The sequence below is a fragment of the Thioalkalivibrio sp. AKL17 genome (genome assembly GCF_000377885.1).
GTDB classification, from domain to species: Bacteria; Pseudomonadota; Gammaproteobacteria; order Ectothiorhodospirales; family Ectothiorhodospiraceae; genus Thioalkalivibrio; species Thioalkalivibrio halophilus.
In genome coordinates this window covers 289,899-313,043 of the sequence record NZ_KB898764.1, presented here as the reverse complement: position 1 = coordinate 313,043, position 23,145 = coordinate 289,899, and the positions used below count along the sequence as shown (strand labels likewise).

Genomic DNA, 23,145 nt, shown 5'->3' with positions numbered 1-23,145 from the left:
CCAAAAGGAGGGGGCGACGCGGCTCAGAGCCCGCTCAGCGTGGCCGGTCCCGGCTCTGCCGCCGCGCGATCCACGGCAGAAACAGCAGGCTCTCCAGCGGACCGCGCTGGAACCGTGAACGCCACAGGACCGCGAAAGCGGCGAAGGCCGCCATCGCCAGCAGGGTCACCACGGTCGCGATCGCGGGGGAGTCCATCACGTGGTCGTCCAGGCCCGAACTCTCGAGGGTTTCCCGCAGCAGCCAGAGCACCAGCAGGTGGGTCACGTAGAAGGTCAGCGCCAGCTGCCCGGACGCGATCAGGGGCCACAGCCAGCGGCGCGCCCGATCGGCGAGGAGCAGGCACAGCCCCAGCACCGCGCCGGCGGTCAGCACGGAGCCGGCCAGCCACAACAGCATCTGACTGTGGGGCTGCGTGACCAGCAACCGGTTCCAGCCCCAGTCGTCGGCATCCACCCCCAGCGCCCGCTGCAGCCCGGCGCTGGCCAGCAGCACCCCGGCCGTCCCTACCGCCCCGACCACGACCAGACGCCGGCGCACGGCGGTACTGCGCAGGTCGAGCCGGCCCAGCCACATCCCGACCGCAAACGGCACGATCCAGGTCACCAGCGGATACGGGCCGGACAGCACCAGACGGTGCAGCATCTCGCCCGCAGCAAGCCCCGGCATCACGGGCGAACGGTCGAACACGTCGGGGCTGGTCAGCTGCCCGTGCAGAAAGATCGCCGGACCGAGGGCCAGCATCAATGCAGCGATGGCCAGCAGTCCGGGTGACGGCATGCGCAGCATGGCGATCGCCAGCACGAACAGTGCCGCGTAGGCCGGCAGGATCACGTAGATGGCGTCGGGCTCCAGGGCCTGCAGCCCCAGCCCGATCAGGAACAGCAGCGCGGCCCGCCACAGCAACTGGGCCTCGGCCCCGCCGCGTCGCGGACGCCGGGAGGCGGCCAGGAAAGATACTCCCACCCCGGCCAGCAGCATGAACAGCACCGACGCCCGACCCTGAGGCAACGCGTACAGCTGCCCGCCGAGCGTCTCCAGGCCCACCGGCCCCACATGCGCCGACAGCATGCCGGCCACGGCCAGCACACGCGCCAGATCCAGGCCCTCCAGGCGCGATGCCGAGACGGCGGTCATGCGGCCACCCTGCTCGCGCCAGCAACTTCGGCCCCGAACTCGAAGTTCGGGGTTATGTGTCGAAACGCGACGGATCCGCACGACCCATGTGGCACATTGCCACGCCGGCGGTACCCGGCCGTACGGCATCGCCGCCGGGCTCGCCCGCGTATTCGATCTGTCCCTGGGCAGTCCATGCCGGAGGGGCTAGCAAATCGCCGGCCACTCCGGGGACGGACAGGTCTGCGGGTCGATCAGGCCTGGATGTTGACGCTGGAACCGGTGGTGTCCGGACCCGTGCTGGCCAGGCTGCCGTCCGCCATGAAGGTGGAGCCCATCTCTTCCTCGGCGCCCGGTTCGTCCTGCGCGGCACCGTTATCCGGGTTGCCAGAGCCGGTGTCCGTGGAGGAGTCGCCCGCCTGCATCTCCGAATCGACGGACAGTCCGGTATCGATCTCGCCCGCGGACTGCGTCGCTTCGGTGCCGCCAATTCCGGAAGTGCTCCCGGTATTGCCGGTGGAACCGGTCGGAGCCGCCGGGCTCTGGGTAGCGGCCGCCTGGGTGGCGTTCTGTCCGGGCTGGGCCTGTCCCATGGCCGGGCTGGCCGCGGCCTGAGCCGGCTGCGCTGCCTGCATGCCGCCCTGCGCGCCCGCCTGGGCCGGCTGGGCCTGCTGCGCCGCGGCCATGCCGGCGGCCTGCCCGGTCGCCTGGCCCGCCGGGTTCTGCCCGGCCGCGGCCGCGGGGCCCTGGTTCCCGGCGCCATTCGGTCCGTTCATGCCCGCCGTCTGGGCCATGGTGGCCGGATTGGGTCCGATGCTGTTGATCATGGCGTGCTCCTGCTCGAAGGGTTTTCCCGCTCCGCATGAACGAAGCCGGGGCAGCCTTTCCAAGCGAAACGCATGCCAGAATCTTCCCGAGCACGACCTCGCTGCTCCATGCGGCGACCCGGATCCTCACACACCCCGGGATCGTTCCAGTACCCCCGGAGGCTCCTTGCCGAGCACTTCCGGCATTCGGCATGCGTCAACCGGGGCATTTCTGCCCCAGTTCCTCCAGTGCCGTCTGCAGTTCACGGACGATCGCCCGTTCATCTCCGCCGGCGGTCGTCGGATCCACCGGGGCCCCGATCACGATGCGCACCTTCCCGCCCGGCCGCGGGAGACGCTGCCCCGGGGCCATCACCTCGCGCGTGCCCTCGATCCACACGGGTACGACGGGGACGGGCTGCGCGGCCAGCACCAGCCCGATGCCGGGACGCAGGGGCTGCAGGCTGCCGTCCGGCGAGCGCTGGCCCTCGGGAAACCAGATCAGTCCGTGACCGCGCTGCACAGTGGCCGCCGCGAGGGCCAGGCTGCGACGCGGTGCGGCCCCCGGGTCCACCGGCAGGATCCGCGCCGTGCGGCTGAAGGCCCGCGACAGCGGGCCAGTGAACAGATAGCCCTGCAGCCCGGCCCAGTACAGCGATTCCAGACGCCGCCGGTCGAGGGCCGGCAGCAGCGCGAGCGCATCGACGAAGCTCAGATGGCGCGGGGCGATCACGTACGGGCCGTTCGCGGGGAACTGACCGTGTACTTCCACGCGCATCAGCAGCCGGGAGAGCAGACGCGCCCCGCCCAGCAGGAGCACCCCGGCGCCGCGGCGCAGTGCCCCCGGGGGTTCCAGCGCGGTTTGCTGGTCGGCCTCCAGCAGCGACTCCGGATCCGCGAGCTGTTCCTTCAGATCGGCCTGCCCCTCGCGGGCCGCACCTGCGGCCGCCGCTTCCTGCAGCAGATCGCGCACCGTCTCGACCCGTTCGATCGCCGAGTCGTCCAGATCGATCCCGGCGCGGTCCTGCAGCGCCAGCGTCAGGTCGACCCAGCTGAGCGAATCGATGCCCAGTTCGTCGGCCAGGCCGGTGTCCGGGGTCAGACGCCGGTCGTGGAAACGCTCGGCGAGGTAGTTCCAGGTGCGCTCGGCGCCCGGGTCGGACAGCAGCTGCTGGTCCTCCGGGGCCATGGATTCCGGCGAGACCGGCTCCGGACGGGCCCGCGAGACCGCGTCTTCGTGCCCCAGCTCCTCGAACAGTTCTTCCAGCTTGTGCCGGCGCAGCTTGCCCAGACGCGTGCGCGGCAGGGGATCGAGCGCGAGGCGTACCACGCCCGGGCGGTGATGGGTGGGCAGCGACTTCGCCGCTTCGTTGACGGCCTCGCGGGTCCGCCGTTCGAGCTCTTCGCCGGCGGCCTCACGCATCAGGCCCGCATCCGGCACCGCCACGACCGCCAGCCGGTCGTCATGCTCCAGCACGCCCGCCTCACGGACGCCTTCGGCCGACTGCAGCGTGCCCTCCACGCGTTCCGGATCGATGTTCTCGCCACCGGAGAGCACGATCATGGCGGATTCACGACCGTGCAGATAAAGGAATCCATCCGCATCGATCTCGCCGGTATCTCCGGTACGGAACCAGCCGTCCGCGTCCAGGACCTTCGCGGTCTTGTCCGGGAGATTGAGATAGCCGGCGAATACGTTCGGCCCGCGGGCCATCACCTCGCCCCGGCCGTCGCCGGATCCGCCGTCGTCGATGGCCAGTTCGACCCCCGGCAGCGCCACCCCCGCGGCGTCCAGACGCACCCGCTCCGGCGGGTTGTAGGTGAGGATGGGCGAGGTCTCGCTGAGGCCGTAGCCGGTCGCCACCTCCCAGCCCAGTGCCTGCAGGTTGCGGCCCAGCGCGGGGTCGAGCGCCGCGCCCCCGGCCACCACCATGCGCAGGCGCGGCGCCAGGCGCTGATGCAGGCTCCCGAACAGGCGACGGCCCAGACGCAGGCCGAAGCGCTGGCGCGCCAGTTTTGACAGCCCCAGCATCGCGCGGAACAGCAGCGCCGGTACCCGCCCGCGTCCGGCGACACGATTCTGCAGCGCCTTCCACACGGCCTCGTAGAGCCGGGGCACGCCCAGCATCACGGTCGCCTCGCCATCACGCAAGCCGCGCACGATCTGCGGCCCGACCAGGGAAAACGGCACGATGATGGAGGCGCCCAGGGTCAGCGGCACCAGGATGCCGACCGTGAACGGATACACGTGGTGGAACGGCAGCGGCACCAGCACTCGATCCTTATGGTCCGCGACCTCTTCGGCGCACAGGGCCTCCACGTTGCTGGCCAGATTGCGGTGGGTCAGCGGCACGCCCTTGGGCGGACCGGTGGTGCCGGAGGTGTAGAACACCGCGGCCACATCCCCGGCCTGAGCGATCGAGTCGGCGGGCTCGGCCTGCAGCAGGGTCGCCCAGGCGTTCGGGGCATCCTCTGCGGCGTCGAACAGGCGGACCTGCCACTCGCCATGGGCATCCGCCAGTCGTTCTTCCAGAGCCGAGGTGGTAAAAACGAAGCGCGGAGCCGAGTCCGCAAGAACGTGGTGCAGGTCTTCGGACGGCATCTGCGTATCCAGGGGCACCACACTGCCGCCGGCGTTCATCACGCCCAGCGCCGAGGCGATCCAGTCCGGGCTGTTGGGGGCCAGCAGCACCACGCGGTCCCCGCGTTCCAGGCCCGCCTCGCGCAGCCCGGCCGCCAGTCTCGCCGCCCTTTCGAGCAGCTCCGCCCGCTCGGTGGCCTCGTGGCCATCGCGGGTCATGGCCACCACCGCCTCGCGTCCCGACTCGGGGGAACGCGAGGCGAGGAGTTCGTCGACGGTCTGAACGCTCATCCGCTGGCCTCCGGCGGGACGGCGCCCGCGCAACGTGGTGGGCAGTGCGACTTCCATCATACGCATTGACAGGATTCGTCACGAAACCCCAATCTTCTGGCTAACGACAAGACTTCAGGGGGTTCCGTTGAACGCCACCGAGCTGCCCCCGTACCCGCGCGATGGCTACCTCCCGATCGAGGACCACGGGCTGATCGGCGACGGCACCACCGCGGCCCTGGTGGGGCGCGACGGCTCCATCTCCTGGCTCTGCATTCCGCGGTTCGATTCCGACGCCCTGTTCTGCGGCCTGCTGGACCATCGCAACGGCGGCTCCTTCACGGTAGCTCCGGAAAACCTGACCGGTGCCACGCAGCGCTACGAGCCGGACACCGGGGTGCTCGTAACGGACCTTTCGGGGCCGGAGGGGCGCGTCCGCGTGACCGACGCGCTGACTTTCCGCGCCGGCGCCGACCTGTCCGAAGATGCCCCCGCCGGGCGCGGCGAACTCCTGCGGATAGTCGAGGTAGTGGAGGGGCGCGTGCGCCTGCGGGTCCGGCTGGAACCGCGCGGTGACGCCGAGTGCCGGCCGCATGCCGCGGGCCTGCAACTGCGCCTGCAGCGCCGCCCGGATCTCGAGCCGCACCTGGCCTCCTCGCTTCCGCTGGCCGGGCTGGACACCACCCACGAGCTGTCCGCGGGCGAACGCCACCACCTCATCCTCAGCTGGGAATCCGCGGGGCACCGCTTCCATCCCCGCCCGCCGGAAGAACTCCTCGCGGACACCATCGCGGTCTGGCGCGACTGGATGCGCTCGTTCCGCTACCAGGGTCCGCAGACGGCACTGGTCCGCCGCTCCGCGATCACCCTGAAGATGATGGATTACACCGCGACCGGCGCGATGATCGCCGCACCCACCTCCTCGCTGCCGGAGGCGATCGGGGGACCGCGCAACTGGGATTACCGCTATGCTTGGATCCGCGACGCGGCGTTCTCGGTCTATGCGCTTGCCCAGATCGGCATGGGGCACGAGGCCGAGGGTTTTCTTGGCTGGGTACTCGATGCGGTGGACCGGGCCGGGCGGCCACGCGTGCTGTATGACGTGGACGGCCACGCCCCCCCACCGGAATGGCACGACCCCGGACTCGAGGGGTACCGCGGGTCTGCGCCGGTGCGGTGGGGCAATGCCGCCGCCGAGCAACGCCAGCATGACGTGTTCGGCGAGATCATGGACTGCGCCTGGCAATGGGTGCGTCGCGGCGGCGCACTCGAACCCGCGCTATGGGACCGGCTGCGGCGCCTCGTGGAAGCGGCGGCGAGAGAATGGCAGACACCCGACCACGGGATCTGGGAGGTGCGTACACCGGGGCGCCCGTTCACCTATTCCGCGGCGCTGTGCGCGGTGGCACTGGACCGGGGGGCGCGCATGGCCCGATCCATGGGCATGGAAACCGATGCCCGACGCTGGGAAATGGAGTGCGAGCGGATCCGCACGGCCATCCTCGAGCAGGCCTGGGACCCGCACCAGCAGACCCTGACCGAACACCTCGGCGGCGGCGGGATCGACGCCAGCCTGCTGGCCCTGCCCCTGCGGCGGGTCATTCCCGCCGACCATCCACGCATGGTCGCTACCACTCGCGCGGTGGTGCGTCGGCTGGGCGCCGGCGACGGACTGCTGTTCCGCTATCTTCCCGATGAATCCCCCGACGGACTGGCCGGCCACGAGGGTGCCTTCCTGCTGTGCAGCTTCTGGCTGGCCGACAACCTTCTGGGCCAGGGCGAACGGGACGCCGCGATGGAGCTCTTCGAATCGCTGTGCGCCCGAGCCAGCCCGCTGGGCCTGCTGCCGGAACAGATCGACCCCGCCAGCGGGGCCTTTCTCGGCAACTTCCCGCAGGCGTTCAGTCACGTCGGGCTGATCTCCACCGGCATCAACCTGGGCCGGACCTGATCCGCAACCGGGCCGACCGGGCGTTCCGGTGGCGGCGCTTTCGTGCTATGAGAGAGGGGTGAGCGCTCGACCCGTCGCAACCTACCGTCTCCAGCTGCATCCAGGGTTCACCCTGGATGACGCGGCCGCGGTCGTGCCGTACCTGGCCGACCTGGGCATCAGCCATGTCTACCTGTCGCCGTTCCTGCAGGCCGTCACCGGCAGCACCCACGGCTACGATGTCGTCGACCCGGGCCGCGTGAATCCCGAACTGGGCGGCGAGGCGGCGCGCAAACGGCTGAACGTCGCCCTCGCCCGCGCCGGCATGGGGCAGGTACTGGACATCGTTCCCAATCACATGGCGATCGCCGGCGACCAGAACCCCTGGTGGTGGGATGTCCTCGAAAACGGGCCCTCCAGCCGCCACGCCCCCTGGTTCGACGTCGACTGGGAAGCCGCGGAAGAACGCTGGCCCGACAAGGTACTGCTGCCGGTCCTGGGCGACCATTACGGCCGTATCCTCGAGGCGGGCGAACTGCAGCTGCGGTTCGCCGAAGGCCGGTTCATGCTGCACTATTACGAACACCGTTTTCCCGTCGACCCCTCCTCGCTGCATGACCTGCTCCAGCGGGTCTACCGGCGCAGCGGCCCGGAGCTGCTCGGCTTTCTGGCCGAGTCCTGCGCACGCCTGCCACGCCCGCGGGTGACCGGCGGCGAGCCGGCCGAACGGCGCCGGCGCGACCAGGATGTGATCCAGCGGCTACTGGACGAGACCTGTCGCGACAACGCCGGGACCCGCACCGCCGTGCAGGCCGAGGTCGATGCCATCAACGCCAGCCCCGATGCGCTGGACGCCCTGATCGGTGAACAGAACTACCGGCTTGCCTGGTGGCGCACCGCCGCAGAGGATCTGGGCTACCGCCGCTTCTTCGACATCAACGATCTGGCCGGGCTGCGCGTGGAGCGGCGCGAGGTCTTTGACGCGATCCATGAGCTGCCCCTGCGCTGGACGGCCGAAGGCACCGTGGACGGTCTGCGGGTCGACCACCCCGACGGGATGCGCGACCCCGGGGAATACTTCCGGCGCCTGCGCAAGGCCTGCCCGGAGGCCTGGATCGTGGCGGAGAAGATCCTGGAACCCGGCGAGCGCCTGCCACCACAGTGGCCGATCGCGGGGACCACGGGCTACGACTTTCTGAACCGGGTCCAGGGCCTGTTCGTGGATCCCGCCGGGGAGCCCCCGATGACCTCGCTGTACGAGAGCTTCACCGGGGAACCCGCGGATTGCGACACCGTGGTGGTCGCGAGCAAGCGCCAGGTCCTGCGGGAGCTTCTGGGCAGTGAACTCCACCGGCTGACCTCGCTGTTCGTGCTGATCTGCGAGCGCCATCGCCGCCACCGTGATTACACCCGCGAGCAGCTGCATCACGTGCTGCTGGAGGTCGCCGCCCGCTTTCCCGTCTACCGCACCTATCTGGCCCGGGGCGCCGACGTGACCGAGGCCGATGCCCGCTACATCCGCAGCGCCATCGAACAGGCGCATGCCGAAGCCCCGGAGCTGGATGCCGAGCTCCTGGACTTCCTGCGCGCCCTGCTCTCGCTGGAGGTGGAAGGGGAGCAGGAGTCCGAGCTGGCCCTGCGCTTTCAGCAGCTCACCGGCCCGGCGATGGCCAAGGGCGTGGAGGACACCGCCTTTTACCGGTTTCATCGGCTGGTGGCGCTCAACGAGGTGGGCGGCGCGCCGGACCGGTTCGGGGTATCCCCCGCCGATTTCCATCGCGCCTGTCGCGACGCCCTGGAACAGCACCCGGACGCCATGCTCGCCACATCCACCCACGACACCAAGCGCAGCGAAGACGTACGCGCCCGCCTGCTGCTGTTGTCGGAGATCCCGCAGGACTGGGGCCGCACCGTGGAGAAATGGCGCAAGCGCAACGCCCGTTACCGTGCGAGTACCGGTCCCGACCCCGCAACGGAGTATCTGATCTACCAGACGTTGGTGGGTGCCTGGCCCATCGACCCCGAACGCCTCTGCGCCTACCTGGAGAAGGCCATCCGCGAGGCGAAGCAGCACACGCGCTGGACCCGGACCGACCCGGACTACGAACGGGCCGTAATGGATTTCGCCCGCAGCCTGCTGGACGACCGGGCATTCGTCGAGGCGCTCGAGGCCTTCGTCCGGCCGCTGGTGGCGCCCGGGCGAGTCAACAGCCTGGCGCAGACCCTGATCCGGTGCACGGCACCCGGGGTGCCGGACACCTACCAGGGGACGGAACTGTGGGACCTCAGCCTGGTGGATCCCGACAACCGGCGGCCGGTGGACTTCAGGCTGCGCCGTGAGCAGCTGGCCCGACTGGACGGGCTGTCCCCCGCCGAGATCCTGGGGCGCGCCGATGAAGGCCTCCCGAAGCTGTGGCTGCTGCGCGAGGCACTGGCCCTGCGTCGGCGCCGGCCCGGGGCGTTCGGGGCCGCCGACGGCAGCTATCAGCCAGTCGCCGCCCGGGGCCCCCGGGCCGACCACGCCGTAGCCTTTTTGCGCGGCGACCAGGTGCTGACCCTGGTGCCCCGGCTGATACTCGGACTGGCCGACGACTGGCAGGACACCGTGCTTCCCCTGCCACCGGGGCACTGGCGGAACGTCCTCACGGGGGAAGACCTCGAAGGCGGCGACATCCCGCTCGCGGATCTGCTGGCCGCGTTCCCGGTCGCCCTTCTGGAGCGGGTGGGGGAGCCGCAGTGACGCGGGTGACGGTCTGGGCCCCGCACGCCGGCCACGTCACGCTGGAATGCGCCGGCGAACGCTTCCCGATGGCGCGCCGCGAGGGTGGCTGGTGGGCGGTGGACGCGCCCGCCCTGACGCACGGCGTGGACTACGCCTTCCGGGTCGACGATCGCGGCCCCTTCCCGGACCCGCGTTCACCCTGGCAGCCACAGGGCGTCCACGGGCCGTCGCGCTGGCTGGAGCATTCCCGATTCCACTGGAACGATGCGGGCTGGCGCGCCCCGCCGCTGGCCTCCGCGGTCATCATGGAGATCCACGTGGGGACCTTCACGCCGGCCGGCACCTTCGATGCGGTGATCGACCGTCTGGACCACCTCGTCCGGCTGGGCATCACCCACATCGAGCTGATGCCGGTGGCCGAGTTCCCCGGCGACCGCGGCTGGGGCTACGACGGGACCAGCCTGTTCGCCCCGCATCACGCCCTGGGCGGCCCGGACGGCCTGAAGCGCCTGGTGGACGCCTGCCACCGGCGCGGCCTCGCCGTGCTCCTGGATGTCGTTTACAACCACCTGGGCCCGGACGGCAATTATCTCGGTCAGTTCGGTCCCTATTTCACCGACACCTACAGCACGCCCTGGGGCGATGCCGTCAACCTCGACGGCCCCGACAGCGACGAGGTGCGACGCTTCTTCCTCGACAACGCCCGCATGTGGCTGCGCGACTATCACTTCGACGGCCTGCGCCTGGACGCGGTCCATGCCATCGTCGACACCTCCCCCGTCCATCTGATGGAGGCCCTGGCCGACGAGGTTCGGCGTCTGGAGACGCAGACCGGCCGACCGCTGGTGCTGATCGCTGAAAGCGATGCGAACGATCCGCGCCTGATCCGGCCGGTCGAGGTCGGCGGGTACGGCCTGGATGCGCAGTGGAACGAGGATTTTCACCATGCCCTGCATGCCCTGCTGACCGGCGAAACGCAGGGCTATTTCGCGGATTTCGGCCGACTTGAGCACCTTGCCCGCGTGCTTACCCGCGGTTTCGCCCTGGACGGCCGCTACTCCCGCTACCGCCGGCGCGCTCACGGCCGGCCGGCCAGTGACGTGCCGGGGCGACGTTTCGTCGGCTGCCTGCAGAACCACGACCAGATCGGCAACCGTGCCACCGGGGAGCGCAGCAGCCACCTCCTGTCGCCGGGGCTCCTCAAGGTCGGGGCCGCACTGGTGCTGACCTCGCCGTTCGTCCCCCTGCTGTTCCAGGGCGAGGAATGGGCCGCATCCACGCCGTTCCTGTATTTCACCGATCACCGCGACGCGGAACTGGCCGCGGCGGTGCGCGACGGTCGCCGCGAGGAATTCGCCGGGTTCGGCCACGATCCCGCGCGCATCCCGGACCCGCAGGCGGCCGAAACCTTCGAGCGCTCGCGGCTCGACTGGGATGAACCGCTGCAGGCACCCCATGCGGACATCCTCGAGTGGCACCGTGCCCTGATCCGGCTGCGCCATTCCCGAGCCGCCCTCGCCGACGACCGTCTCGACCGCCTGCGCGTGGAATTCGACGAATCCCGCCGTTGGCTCCTGCTGCTGCGTCCGGATCTGGTGGTGGCCTGCAACCTCGCCGCCCGGCCGCAGACCCTCACCCTGCCACCGGAGGCCTCGCACCTGTCCCTGCACCTGCGTTCCGAGCCGGACATCCGGCTGGATCACACCGTGCTCCGGCTGCCCGCGGAAGCGGTCGCCGTGCTTGCCGGGCCGGACACGCCGAAAAACTGAGAACGTGACGCACCACCCTTTTTGCCAGCGGCTCCCGGAAACATCACCTGCGTCCCCCGGCCCGGGCGACTACACTGGGCCCCAGTTCAACACCGGCCCTCCCCATGACGCACGATCCAGCTACCCCTCCGGCATCGGAGGTCAGCGACGTCAACCAGCGCTTCTACGACCAGCTATGGGCGGACAGCCGCCTGGTGCGCCCCGAACGCTTCAACACCTGGGACCTGGTTTCCGGCCTGGCCCGGAGTCACGACCGGCGACTCGAGGTCGGGCCCGGAATGCGCCCGCGGCTGCCCATCGAGAACACCCACTTCGTCGACATCAGCCCGCCGGCGCTGGATACCCTCGCCGCCGAGGGCGGCATCACCCATACCGCGCCGGTCTCCGAACTGCCGCACGCCGACGACAGCTTCGGTCTGGTGAGCGCCCTGGACATCATCGAGCACGTGGAGGACGACGAGGCGGCGCTGGCGGAGATCAGCCGGGTGGCCGAACCCGGCGCACAGGTCCTGCTCTCCACCCCGCTCCACCCCGAATACTGGACGCCGTTCGACGACATCGTCGGCCACTATCGCCGCTATGAACCCGACCGCCTCATGGACCTGCTCGACCACCACGGGCTGGAGGTGGAACAAAGCGCGATCTTCGGCATGAAACCCCGGTCCTCGCGGCTGAACGACCTGGGCATGTGGTTCCTCGAGCGCCACCGGCCCGTGGCCATGAAGGTCTACAACCGCTTCCTCATGCCCCTGGGCCTGCGCCTGCAGAAACCGCTGAAACTCCATTCCGGCATGGTCGCCACCGACGGCGTGGAAGAGGTCTTCCTGGTCTGTCGACGCCGTTGATGAGACCCGCGCCGCAGCCCCGGACTTTTCAAGGCGCGGGTGTTCCGGCCAGACTGTAAACCTGTCCACGTCGCAAGGCCCCTCCCATGCGAATGCATCACTGCGCGCGCCCGTTACTCCTCCTCGCCATCGTCCTGCCGCTGGCCAGTGGCTGCGCGGCCGTCAGCGTGGCCAGCTCGGCCACCAGCGCCGCCGTCAGCGTCACCACCGGCACCGTCAAGGCCACCGGCAGCACCGCGGCCGCCCTGGGGCGCACCATCACCCCCAGCGGCAAGGACGACGACGAGGACAAAGACGAATAACCGGCGCGATACCCCGGCGGATTGCCGAAGCCGGGCATCAGCAACGCGGCCTTCACCGGCTACTGATCCAGCGCCAGTGCGAGAGCCTCCGGTCGGCGTGACACTTCCAGCTCAACATGTACCCCCTGCGCCAGGACTACGTCTCCCACCTGCTGGAACTCGCCGGGGATCCTTTCGTCCGCAGAACGGTCGTAGCATGGGACAGCCAGACCGAGGGCCGATCCCATGAAATCTTTCGAGATCGAACGCGACCGGACAGTGGACCCCGCCGCGGTGGAACGCTACCGCGCACTGGACAGGATGTGGCCGAGGGACCAGAAAGCCCCGGACGCCCCATGATCCGACCCTTCCGCCGCCGCACCGCGACCGGCACGCTGGACGCTATCTGGATCGCGGAACAGGCTGGCGCGCCGATGGCCCCGTGCGAGCGCATCGAACTCGACCTCGCGGGCCTCCAGGGCGATCGCTACCACGAGGGCCGGGGGCACTGGCATCCCGTCGAGGCCTGCCGCGTCACCCTGATCGGCGCCGAGGAGCTCGAACGGGCCCGGCGCCGCGCGCGGCGCCTGCGCCATCCCGCCAATCTCGTCCCCGGAGAGCACCGCCGCAACCTGGTGGTCTCCGGACTCGGACGCAACCCGCGCGAGGGAGAACTCCGTATCGGCGACACGCGCTTCGTCGTCGAGCGGCCGCGACCGCCCTGCGGCTGGCTCAATCAGGTCGTCGGCTACAACCTGGCGGCCGCCCTGCGCCACGACAGCGGCATATGCCTGCGCCCGCTCGAGACCGGGACCCTGCACGTCGGTGATCCCGTTCACTGGCACACGGCCCGCCGGAAAAGCGCCCCGTGAAGCACCACACTCCAGGCGGCCGCAAGGCCTCGCAGCCGCGGCTCATGCACCCGACGCGTGACTCGCCAACCGGCCGGTCCACGGCGTTGCGCCGCACAATCTTCTCTCGGGCAACGACGTGACGTTCGCGCGAGCAAGGCACTTCAGCGGGGAATAATCCGCGGCGCAGTCGTATCCTGCTTCTTCAGCTTCTTCGCCGCCTTCTTCTCTTTGGGCGTCAATACCGGTGGTTTCCTGGCTTCTTTGTTGCGCTGTCGAAGTTTGCTCATGATTGGCCTCCCGGGGAAACACGGATGCGTGTTTCCCTCAGTTTTTGTGGCGGCCCGTTCCGGCCGCAGCCCACGGGGGTTCTTCCGGATCCGGCGAACCGGAATGCATTCATCGAAGCCCGAAAAAACCCAGAATAAACAGGATGACGACGATCAGACCTATGATATAAATTATGTTGTTCATGAGGTTCTTCTCCGGGGTGGGAATGCCTCGGAATCGCATTTCGCAACCGAGATTGACCAGCATGACCGGTCGATTCTCTGCGGTCTGTACGACGACGAACACTCGATCAAGGCCGTATACTTAAGGGAGGTCATACTGTCCCCATGGGTTCGGCACAATCCGACACCCGGGGAAGCCCGCAGAACCGGATTGGGTTCCGCGGTCCAGGGCGGGGCGAATGCCGCTCGCCCTCATCTCCCACGGAGGTTCCATGTCCAGTCTCACGCACCATCCCGGCGACCATGACCGGTTACGCAGCGACGCCGAAGAACGGCTCCGGGAAGGCACCGCTCCGCCCAGTCGCGGCTGGACCATAAGCCCGGACGCACTGGCGCTGCTGTACCGGCTGGCCAGCAACCCGACCGAAGCCGGCGAAGCACTCAAGCTGCTGCATGAGCTGCAGACCCACCAGGTGGAGCTGGATCTGCAGCATGAACAACTGGTGGCCAACGAGCAGGAGCTGGCCCAGGAAAGGGACCGCTACAAGGCCTTGTTCGATTTCGCCCCGGTCGGCTATTTCGCCATGACCCCGGAGGGTCAGGTCATCGAAGCCAATCTGGCCGGTGCCCAGTTGCTGGGGGCCGCACGCACCAGCCTGGTTGGCGAGAGTCTCGCCGGTTTCCTCGCCCACGGAAGCCAGCCCGCGCTCACCGGCCTGCTCGGCCGCCTGCGGGATGGTCACGCCCAGGCATGCTGCGAGGTGCAACGCACGGGGGAGGAAGGCGTCGTGCACGAGCTCCATGTCGTGGCCAATACCTCCGCGAGCGGCGACTCCGTACTGCTGATCGTTTCGCCATCCGGCCAATCTCCCGAGGCCTGAGCACAGCCTCGGGCTTCGGCGGGCAATGGAGACTCAAACGCCTCCCTCCTCGACCCGGCCGCCGTCCATCGTGGGTATCGGCGCCTCCGCCGGTGGCCTGGCGGCACTGGAGCAATTCCTCGGAAAGGTACCGCCTGACAGCGGCCTGGCCTACGTCGTGGTGCAGCATCTGGATCCGACGCAGAAGGCGCTGCTGCCCCAGCTGCTGCAACGCGTAACCGCGATGCCGGTGCGTGAAGCCGAACACGGCATGCCGGTCAGGCCGGACTGCGTGTACGTGATCCCGCCGGACACCCAGCTGACCGTGGCCAATGGCACCCTGCAACTGGCCCGTCCGTCGGAGCCGCGGGGCCTGCGGCTACCGATCGATGTGCTGTTCTCCTCCCTGGCCGGCGACCAGGGAGAACGGGCCATCGGAGTCGTGCTCTCCGGCATGGGCTCCGACGGCACGCTGGGTGCCCTGGCCATCAAGGCAGTAGGCGGCCTGACCGTGGCCCAGGAGCCCGGGTCGGCGCAGTTCGAGTCCATGCCGCGCAGCGCCATGGCCGCGGATTGTGCCGACATCATCGGCCCGCCCGCGGCATTGCCGGCCCGCATCCAGGCCTATGCGGCCCGGATGCGCGACCCGGCCCCCCCGAGCCAGGACAATGGAGCGCAGGTCCTGGAAAAGATCGTGCGTCTGCTGCAACAACGCACCGGGCACGACTTCTCGCTTTACAAGTCCAGCACCCTGCAGCGCCGGATCGAGCGACGCATGGGCATTCACGAACTCTCTTCACTGGTGCACTACGCGGTTTTCCTGGAACACAACACACAGGAAACCGACCTGCTGTTCTCGGAGCTGCTGATCGGCGTCACCGCCTTCTTTCGAGATCCGATGGTCTGGGAATATCTGGCGGAAACGGCCCTGCCGGCACTGCTCGCGCGGCGCGCTCACGAGCCCGAGCTGCGCGCCTGGGTCATCGGCTGCTCCACCGGCGAAGAGGCGTATTCACTGGCCATGGTCTTCAGTGAAGTGGTGGCACGATTGCCGCAACCCCATGGGTTCACCCTCGAAATCTTCGCCTCGGACCTGAGCGCGGATGCCATTGCGACGGCACGCCGCGGCATCTATCCCCTTTCGATCCGCGACCAGATCGGTCAGGAGAGGCTGGACCGTTTTTTCATCGAGCACGAGACCCACTACCGAATCAAACCGGAAATCCGTGACATGGTGCTGTTTGCCCAGCATGATGTGGCGCTCGCCCCCCCCTTCACCCGGCTCGACCTGATCGCCTGCCGCAACCTGCTGATCTATCTCGGCCCCGAATTGCAGCGCAAACTGGTGCCCCTGTTCCATTACTGTCTGCGTCCCGGAGGACTGCTGTTACTGGGTGGCGCCGAAACAGTAGGGGCATTCGGCTCCCTTTTTACGCCCGTCGAATTCCGATTGCGGCTCTATCAGCGCCGGGACGCGGCCCTGCAGAACGGCGCCCATTTCCTGCTGAACTCGTTTCCACCGCTTTCCGGCAGAACCAAGGAGGCTCGCGTGTCCCCTTCCGACCCCCGTTCTCCACTCCCCAGCAACCTCCAGACGGCGGCCGACCAGCTGCTGCTGCAGGTGTACGCACCGGCGGCGGTCCTGCTCAACGAAGCGGGGGACATCGTCTACATCAGCGGGCATACCGGAAAATACCTGGAGCCCGCGGCCGGGAAGGCTACCTGGAATATCTTCGCGATGGCGCGCGAGGGGCTGCGCGGGGCGTTGGTCGGTGCGCTGGAACGGGCCTCCGCCAGCCAGCAGCCGCAGCACCTCCACCGGGTGGAAGTGACAAGCCCGGGTGGCCCCTGCCGCGTGGCGGTCACGGTGGATCCCCTGCAGGAACCCGGGCCCCTGCAGGGCATGACCATGATCGTGTTCCGCGATGCCCCGCTTCCCCCGCCGGGTGACGGCGATATCCAGGATGCCGACGGAGACGCCCGCACGGCCGAATTGCAGCAATGCCACGACGAAATCCACCGCCTGCGCAACGAGGCGCGTTCCTCCCGGGAAGACCTGCAGTCCGCCAACGAGGAGCTGCAGTCCACTAATGAGGAACTTCGCTCGGCGAACGAGGAATTGATGACGTCCAAGGAAGAAATGCAGTCCATGAACGAGGAACTGCAGACCATCAATGCCGAGCTTCAGACCAAGCTGGACGATCTGGCACTGGCCCAGAGCGACATGCAGAACCTGCTCAACAGTGTCGAGATCGCGATCCTGTTCCTGGACCAGAACCTGAACGTGCGGCGGTATACCGAACGGGCCGCGACCCTCATCCACCTGCGGGAACGGGACCTCGGGCGGCCGCTGAGTGACCTGAACACGACTCTCGACTACCCCGGCCTGCACGACGATGCGCGCGAAACCCTGCGCACCCTCGCCTTTTCGCAGAAGCAGGTCCGGGCCGATGACGGCCGCTGGTTCTCGGTCCGCATCATGCCCTATCGCAGGCTGGACAACGTGATCGACGGGGTGGTGATCACCCTGCTCGACATCACCGGCCCCAACAGCCCGGAGCCGTAGAGCTCAACGGAGGTCACTTGAGCTGCATGTCGTTCTCGACGGACCGCACGCCCTCGACACCACTCGCAATCTCCACCGCCTTGTCGATATCCTCCCGTGAGCTGACGAAACCGCTCAGTTGCACGCGGCCCTGGTAGGTCCTGACCCTCACCTCGAATCCGCTCAGGGAGGGCTCGTTGAACAGCGCCGTCTTCACCTTGGAGGAGATCACGGAATCGTCGACGGTTTCGCCAAAGCTTCTCTGACTCTCCGTGGCGGCACAGCCCGCCATGAACAGGGCCAGCAGCACAGCAACGAACAGAAGCGCAAAGTGCTTGTAATTGTACACAATCCAGGACTCCTCTTTAGAATGGCAAGGGCGGCGAAAAAGCCCGGTCAAACCTTCCCTTGCCGTTGTTTCCGGCGGTATCAGATGTGACCCAGCAACAGCAGGACAAGGAGGATGACCAGCACCACTCCTATCAGCCCGCTGGGGGCATAACCCCAGTTCCGGCTATGTGACCAGGTCGGGATCACGCCGATCAGCAGAAGGATAAGGACGATAATCAGGATGGTTCCCACGGGCATGATGTAGTTCCTCCGGCACGGTGAGCGATATCGGTCGCGTCATTGCGACTGATGCATGGCTTCACTCTCGCGCCAGCAGGACGGGGAGATCTGTACGTTGCCGAACACACAGCGTGGCGTAACGGCGCCCACCGAACCGGCAGGAATGCGCAGCCGGCTTGCCGGGAGGCCGGGGATGTGCGCTTGCGTACATACAGCCAGCGCGCGGGACGGATGCCCTGGCTCAGCACCATGGGCACCAATGCGGCCATCGTTGCGCTTGGCGCCCTGCTGATGTCGATGGTGGGTGCGGGGACTTTCGTCGTCCATCTGCCCATCGCCAGTCTGGCCGCCGCGATCGGGATCCCGTGTGTGAGCGGTCATGCACACCCAGGAGCCCGTAGCGCGGTTCAGTGACGTTGGTGCACCCGGGCAGCAGTCAAGTGTCGGATTCCACGCACCGGTTCCAGCTCCCGGTCCGGCCACGGCATCAGCCGATCCGTTTCTTTCTTGACGACCTTGTAGCACTCGCAGCTCAGCTGCTCCAGCGCGGGACGGTCCAGCACCGTGATGTGCCCGCGCCGATAGTGGATCACGCCCAGCTCGTGCAGCTTGCGGGCCGCCTCGGTAATCCCCTCGCGGCGCACGCCCAGCATATTGGCGATCAGCTCCTGGGTCATGACCAGTTCGTTCCCCGGCAGCCGGTCCAGCGACAGCAGCAGCCAGCGGCACAGTTGCTGCTTGATGGTGTGGTGGCGATTGCAGACCGCCGTCTGCGCCATCTGCGTGATCAGAACCTGGCTGTAGCGCAGCATCAGGCGCATCAGCTCGCCATGCTGGTTGATCTCGCCGTCGAAAAGCGGGACCGACATCCGGAAGGCATGGCCGCCACTTTGGACCACCGCGCGACAGGTCATGCTGCCACCCCCCATGAACGACCCGATGCCGACCATGCCGTCGTTGCCCACCACCGCGATCTCGGCCGAGGAGCCGTTCTCCGTCAGGTACAGCAGCGACACGATTGAATCGACCGGAAAATAAACGTAGCTCGGCCGATCACCGGACTCGCACAGCACCTCGCCCAGCGTCAGCGTGACGGGTTCGAGCAACGCAAACACGCGCGCACAATCTTCCGAAGAAATCATGCCGAGAATATGGTTTTCCCCTGGTTCAGTCGATTGCGACATATCCTTCAATTCCTCCCCGTGACTAAGGCCGTTCTCCCCCCCGACCGCCTGAAGCTCCCGTTCAGATCATACGACTGCACGACACCTGCCCTATCAGATGTGCCAACAAAGTTGTCATTTCAGCAAGGATAGAGGTCTTTTCACATTATGCGAGCTTCAGGTCACATGCCCCAGCCGCATCCCGGCAGTAAAAGATCGACAACGACCCTTGCCATGCGCCTTGGCATCCAGCATCGCAACATCCGCGTCATGTATAAGGTCATCAGCATTGTCGTCATCATTCGGATAAAGGCTGATGCCGATACTCAAATGGATGCGAAGCCTGTGCCCGTCGATCTCCAGCGGTTCGGCAAACGCCGCGTGCAGCTTCTCGGCAGCCAGCGCCGCATCCTGCGCCTGATTGATTTCGGTCAGCAGGATCACGAACTCGTCACCGCCATAGCGGCAGACGGTGTCGGAAGCCCGCACGCAGCTCAGAAGACGTTCCGCGGCGCCCTGCAGCACCCGGTCACCGATCGCGTGCCCGAGCGAGTCGTTGATCTCCTTGAAATCATCCAGATCCAGAAACAGCAGCCCGACCAGCTTTTGATTGCGCCGGGCCAGGGCGATCGCCCGTGAGAACCGTTCTTTCAGCAACAGTCGATTCGGCAATCCGGTCAGCCCGTCATGCTGGGCCAGATAGGCCATCTTTTCGGTGACCGCGCGCGCCTGATTCCGGTCGTGAAATACGATCACCGCCCCGGTCACCCGGCCATCGCGGTTGTGGATGGGTGCCGCGGAATCCTCGATCACGATCTCGGTGCCGTCGCGACGGATCAACACGCAGTCCATGGCCAGCCCCACGGTCCGGTCCTGATCGATGGCCCGCCAGGCCGGATTTTGCCCCGCCTCGCGGGTGGCCCCGTCGATGATGTTGAACACCTTCCTCAGCGGCTGGCCCAGCGCCTCCGCCCCGGACCAGCCGGTCATCTGCTCCGCCACGGGGTTCAGATAGGTCACGTTGTAATCCAGATCGGTGGCCAGCACGGCGTCGCCGATCGAGTCGAGCGTGACCCGGTTGAGCTCTTTTTCCTCGAACAGTTTCTTTTCCGCCTGGCGCAATACCCGCTCGGTAGCCTTGCGTTCCATCACATAGCGCAGCGCACGCGGGAGCCAATAGGGATCCGCTCGTCCCTTGGCGAGATGGTCGAATGCCCCGTGGCGAACGGCTCGGCGCGCGGTTTCTTCAGTATCGGCCGCGCTCAGCACGAGGATCAGGGCCTCGGGCTGGGCCCGGTAAACCCGTTCAAAGGCCTCGACCCCCTCTCCGTCCGGCAACATCAGGTCCAGCAGTACCACGTCGAACGCGTTGCGTGCCAGATGCCCCAGGGCATCGGCCAGACACGTCACCCATACCACATCAAACCTTCCCGTTTCCGGCTCCCCCAGTGCCTTCAGGATCCATTCGGCATCGGACTGGCTGTCCTCGATCAGCAAGATCATGCCTGGCCCGGCATTCAGGGCGGACCGAAACGATGACCCCGGAACTGGTTCCTCACTGTTGCCCATTCACTGGTCCCCATCGAATGCATGAAGCATTCGAGGCTAGTTGACCGGTTACACGCGATCGGTTCGGTATCGAACAAACGCCTGACCGGGTTCCTGATTCCAGACCCTCAGTGGATTCCCACGGGATCGCCCCCGTGAGCAATACATACGGGTCCAGCAGCAATTCGCATACCACACACCCAAGGGATTAATAAAAAAAGCTTTTATGGACTGATGAAATAAAACCAATGAAAGAATGTAAATTTTATTGACATACCAGTCCGTTCCGAAACGGTAAAAAAGGAGGAGCATGCGGCCACGCATTGCACTTGCCTCGGCGAATACGAGGGGATGAGTGGGATAACGTACGGACACCACGAAGACGCTGCTTCAGTCTGGCGATGCAGCCAAAACTGGAAACGGGATCACGCCATGAACACAACGTTTCGAAAACTGATCATTGCCTCGGGGGTCGCGCTCGCGCTTGGTGCCACGAGCGGTGCTGCCACCGAGGACTCGCCGTCCGGCAACCCGAGCGACATCCGGCTGGAGGAGCGGATCTCGACGACCTACGCCCTGGATCCGCACCTGCAGGAGGGCGATATCACGGTGTCGGTGGCGGATGGCAAGGCCACGCTGACGGGAACGGTACCGGAAGACATCAACAAGGAGATGGCGGAACAGTTCGCACGAAACGTTGAGGGTGTCACCGAAGTGGACAACCAGCTGATTGTCGATGCGGAGTACGTTCCTCCGGAAACGACAGACTCGCCCGGCTTCGGCGAACGGATCGCCGATGCGACGATCACCGCCGCGGTAAAATCCCGGCTGATGTGGTCGCGGCACGCGGAAGGGCTGGCCACCGACGTGAGCACCACCTCCGGTCACGTCACGCTGGAGGGGACGGCTGAATCGGAGGAGGCGAGTGAGCTCGCCGAGCGGCTGGCCATGACCACCACCGGCGTGATCTCGGTGGAAAACCGGCTGGAAATCCGGGATCCGGACACCGCCGAAGCACCCGACACGGATGACGGCCCCGTGGCCGGGCCCCGGGAGACTGCGTCTGACACCGGAGACTACATCAGTGACACCTGGATCACCACCAAGGTACGGTCTACCTTCATCTGGTCCAGCGGCGTAAGCGCCAGGGACATCTCGGTGAGCACCGAGGATGGTATCGTCACCCTCAGCGGTGAGGTGGACAGCGAAGCGGAGCACCAGATGGCGATCGAGCTGGCCGAACAACTGCGCGGCGTAAAGCGGGTCGACGCCTCTGGGCTCACGTTCTGAGCGGGCTCACTGCGAGCAGAGACCGCCGTCGACCACGGGGATGTGGTGCCGGTGAACGGTTATCCGGACAAAACGGCCAGATTTGAAAGGGCTGTGCTGACCAGGTCCCGCGCCCGATCCTCGCGGTCTGCTTCCGCGTAACAACGCAGCTCCGGGGCGTTGCCCGAGGGTCGCAGGTGTACGATGTCGCCGTTGGCGAGGGTCGCGCGCAGACCATCGGTGGTGTCGAGCGCCGTGACCGAAGCGGGCAACCCGAGGGAACGCTGGAACGCCACCCCGTCCTCTTGCCACCGATTCAAAAGGTCCCGGCTGCGTTCAGAGGGGAAATCCCGGAGCCGGTCACTGGCGGTGTAACGTGCCGGCAAATCCGCCATCAGGGCCGAAAGCGGGACATCCGCCCGGGCTGCCGCCACCATCAAGGCCAGCGCGGGAAGCAGCGCGTCACGGGTCGGCAACGGCTCCAGCCGGCGCCCGTTTTCCTCCACTGCGGTGCCCAGGAGAAAGCCACCATTGGCTTCGAACCCGGCCACGCGGTCAAACTGCGCTCCCAGCCGCTCCATCCCGGCCAGCACATGGGGCGAACCGATCTGCGTGCGAACGACCCTTTGGAAGTCACTGCAGGCCTCGATGGCGGTGTTGCAGCTCACCGGCACGGCCAGTGCCTGAATGCCCAGCGCCCGGGCACACAGCAGACCCACGATATCGCCATGCAGCCAGTGCCCCCGCTCGTCCGCCAGCAGCGGGCGATCGCCGTCACCATCCGTGGTGAACAGGGCATCCAGCTGGTAGCGGCGGGCCCAGACTTCACCGTTGCGGCGATCCGCGTCACTGACCGCCTCCGTATCCACCGGGACAAAGCGTTCGCTGCGCCCCAGTACCACCACCTCGGCCCCCAGGGCCTGCAGAACCTGCCGATTCAGTGCGCGCCCGGCGGCGGAGTGCTGATACAGCCCGATGCGCCTGCCGGTCAGAGGCTGCCCCGGGAACCAGTCCGTATAGCGGGCCGTATAGCGGCGTGCGGCATGCTCACTCAGGGGCATGCGCTCGCCGGGTCCGCATTCGGGCAGCGCGCTGCTCACGGCCATGATCGCCTGCTCGTCGGCCTTGGTGATCTCGCCGTCCGGCCGATAGAACTTGATGCCGTTGCGATCGAAGGGGATATGACTGCCGGTAATCATGATGCCGGGCATGCCCCCGGCCATGGCCTCCAGGGCCAGTGCCGGGGTCGGCAGCACGCCACAGTCGATCACTTCCACCCCCATTGCGTGTGCCGCTGCGGTGCAGGCTGCGGCCATCGGCGGGCTCGCGGGGCGCCGGTCGAGCCCCAGCACCAGCTGCCGCACCTCGCCCCGCTCGCGCATCACGGTCAGGAACGCCGCCGTGAAGGCCGCACAGACCGGATCACCGAATTGCTCGACCCGGCCCCGCGCTCCGCTGGTCCCGAAGGCCACGCCACTGCGGGCCAGGACTTCGTCGATCCGGGGGCGGCGCGAATCCACCCGCCCGCTTGCGCTCGAGCGACCGGGTCCATGTTGTCCGGCGGGCATG

The 23,145-nt window shown here is 67.4% G+C and carries 18 protein-coding genes and 1 pseudogene; 10 read left to right on the top strand and 9 right to left on the bottom strand.

All coding sequences use genetic code 11. The features are described from left to right. Positions 1-34: 34 nt before the first annotated feature. From D577_RS0101465 to D577_RS0101455, 3 genes are all read right to left on the bottom strand, one after another. A complete protein-coding gene (locus D577_RS0101465) occupies positions 35-1,135 on the bottom strand; it encodes an acyltransferase family protein (protein ID WP_018945828.1) in 1,101 nt (366 codons plus the stop codon). A 233-nt stretch (positions 1,136-1,368) separates the two neighbouring features. Beyond that, positions 1,369-1,941, bottom strand: a complete 573-nt coding sequence (locus tag D577_RS0101460; protein ID WP_018945827.1) for a hypothetical protein — start codon at positions 1,939-1,941, stop codon at positions 1,369-1,371. Between the two features lie 196 nt (positions 1,942-2,137). Next, positions 2,138-4,792, bottom strand: coding sequence for an AMP-binding protein (locus D577_RS0101455; protein WP_018945826.1), 2,655 nt, complete (start codon positions 4,790-4,792; stop codon positions 2,138-2,140). A 127-nt stretch (positions 4,793-4,919) separates the two neighbouring features. Here D577_RS0101455 and D577_RS0101450 point away from each other — a divergent pair, with 127 nt between their 5' ends. The 6 genes from D577_RS0101450 (at position 4,920) to D577_RS0101415 (ending at position 13,190) form a co-directional block, all read left to right on the top strand. Further along, a complete protein-coding gene (locus D577_RS0101450) occupies positions 4,920-6,722 on the top strand; it encodes a glycoside hydrolase family 15 protein (RefSeq protein WP_018945825.1) in 1,803 nt (600 codons plus the stop codon). A 58-nt stretch (positions 6,723-6,780) separates the two neighbouring features. Then, on the top strand, positions 6,781-9,441 hold the full coding sequence (treY, locus tag D577_RS0101445; protein ID WP_018945824.1) for a malto-oligosyltrehalose synthase: 2,661 nt from the start codon (positions 6,781-6,783) through the stop codon (positions 9,439-9,441). After that, a complete protein-coding gene (treZ, locus tag D577_RS0101440; RefSeq protein ID WP_018945823.1) occupies positions 9,438-11,192 on the top strand; it encodes a malto-oligosyltrehalose trehalohydrolase in 1,755 nt (584 codons plus the stop codon). The genes treY and treZ overlap by 4 nt, the downstream gene beginning before the upstream one ends. A gap of 104 nt (positions 11,193-11,296) precedes the next feature. Beyond that, a complete protein-coding gene (locus D577_RS0101435; protein WP_018945822.1) occupies positions 11,297-12,037 on the top strand; it encodes a bifunctional 2-polyprenyl-6-hydroxyphenol methylase/3-demethylubiquinol 3-O-methyltransferase UbiG in 741 nt (246 codons plus the stop codon). Between the two features lie 92 nt (positions 12,038-12,129). Further along, positions 12,130-12,339, top strand: coding sequence for a hypothetical protein (locus tag D577_RS0101430; RefSeq protein ID WP_018945821.1), 210 nt, complete (start codon positions 12,130-12,132; stop codon positions 12,337-12,339). A gap of 335 nt (positions 12,340-12,674) precedes the next feature. Beyond that, the gene (locus D577_RS0101415; protein WP_018945819.1) at positions 12,675-13,190 is read left to right on the top strand and encodes an MOSC domain-containing protein; all 516 of its coding nucleotides are present in this window, start codon (positions 12,675-12,677) and stop codon (positions 13,188-13,190) included. 143 nt (positions 13,191-13,333) lie between these two features. Here D577_RS0101415 and D577_RS14490 read toward each other — a convergent pair whose 3' ends face one another. Then, the gene (locus D577_RS14490) at positions 13,334-13,459 is read right to left on the bottom strand and encodes a hypothetical protein (RefSeq protein ID WP_255349524.1); all 126 of its coding nucleotides are present in this window, start codon (positions 13,457-13,459) and stop codon (positions 13,334-13,336) included. 434 nt (positions 13,460-13,893) lie between these two features. On the opposite strand from D577_RS14490, the gene D577_RS0101410 reads away from it, so the two are divergent. Both D577_RS0101410 and D577_RS0101405 read left to right on the top strand, forming a co-directional pair. Beyond that, a complete protein-coding gene (locus D577_RS0101410) occupies positions 13,894-14,502 on the top strand; it encodes a PAS domain-containing protein (protein WP_018945818.1) in 609 nt (202 codons plus the stop codon). Positions 14,503-14,527: 25 nt separating this feature from the next. Beyond that, positions 14,528-17,047, top strand: coding sequence for a chemotaxis protein CheB (locus D577_RS0101405; RefSeq protein ID WP_026288844.1), 2,520 nt, complete (start codon positions 14,528-14,530; stop codon positions 17,045-17,047). A 13-nt stretch (positions 17,048-17,060) separates the two neighbouring features. Here the strand turns inward: D577_RS0101405 and D577_RS0101400 are convergent, their stop codons facing one another. Then, positions 17,061-17,318: a BON domain-containing protein gene (locus D577_RS0101400; protein ID WP_051073612.1), complete on the bottom strand. Its 258-nt coding sequence runs from the start codon at positions 17,316-17,318 to the stop codon at positions 17,061-17,063. A 137-nt stretch (positions 17,319-17,455) separates the two neighbouring features. Further along, positions 17,456-17,608 carry a DUF3309 family protein gene (locus tag D577_RS13895; RefSeq protein ID WP_208854537.1) on the bottom strand — a complete coding sequence of 51 codons (153 nt, stop codon included), beginning with the start codon at positions 17,606-17,608 and terminating at the stop codon, positions 17,456-17,458. A 207-nt stretch (positions 17,609-17,815) separates the two neighbouring features. Here D577_RS13895 and D577_RS0101390 point away from each other — a divergent pair. After that, a pseudogene (locus tag D577_RS0101390) lies at positions 17,816-17,959 on the top strand (fatty acid desaturase); the annotation flags it as partial. A 44-nt stretch (positions 17,960-18,003) separates the two neighbouring features. Here D577_RS0101390 and D577_RS13530 read toward each other — a convergent pair. Then, positions 18,004-18,738, bottom strand: a complete 735-nt coding sequence (locus tag D577_RS13530; RefSeq protein WP_018945813.1) for a Crp/Fnr family transcriptional regulator — start codon at positions 18,736-18,738, stop codon at positions 18,004-18,006. 198 nt (positions 18,739-18,936) lie between these two features. Next, positions 18,937-20,262, bottom strand: a complete 1,326-nt coding sequence (locus tag D577_RS13525; RefSeq protein WP_018945812.1) for a GGDEF domain-containing response regulator — start codon at positions 20,260-20,262, stop codon at positions 18,937-18,939. Between the two features lie 477 nt (positions 20,263-20,739). Here D577_RS13525 and D577_RS0101375 point away from each other — a divergent pair, with 477 nt between their 5' ends. Next, entirely contained in the window at positions 20,740-21,597 is an 858-nt protein-coding gene (locus D577_RS0101375) for a BON domain-containing protein (RefSeq protein ID WP_018945811.1), read from the top strand. 59 nt (positions 21,598-21,656) lie between these two features. Here D577_RS0101375 and D577_RS0101370 read toward each other — a convergent pair whose 3' ends face one another. Continuing rightward, positions 21,657-23,144 (bottom strand): phosphomannomutase, encoded by a 1,488-nt coding sequence (locus D577_RS0101370; RefSeq protein ID WP_155985556.1) that lies wholly within the window; start codon positions 23,142-23,144, stop codon positions 21,657-21,659. Between the last annotated feature and the right edge of the window lies 1 nt (position 23,145).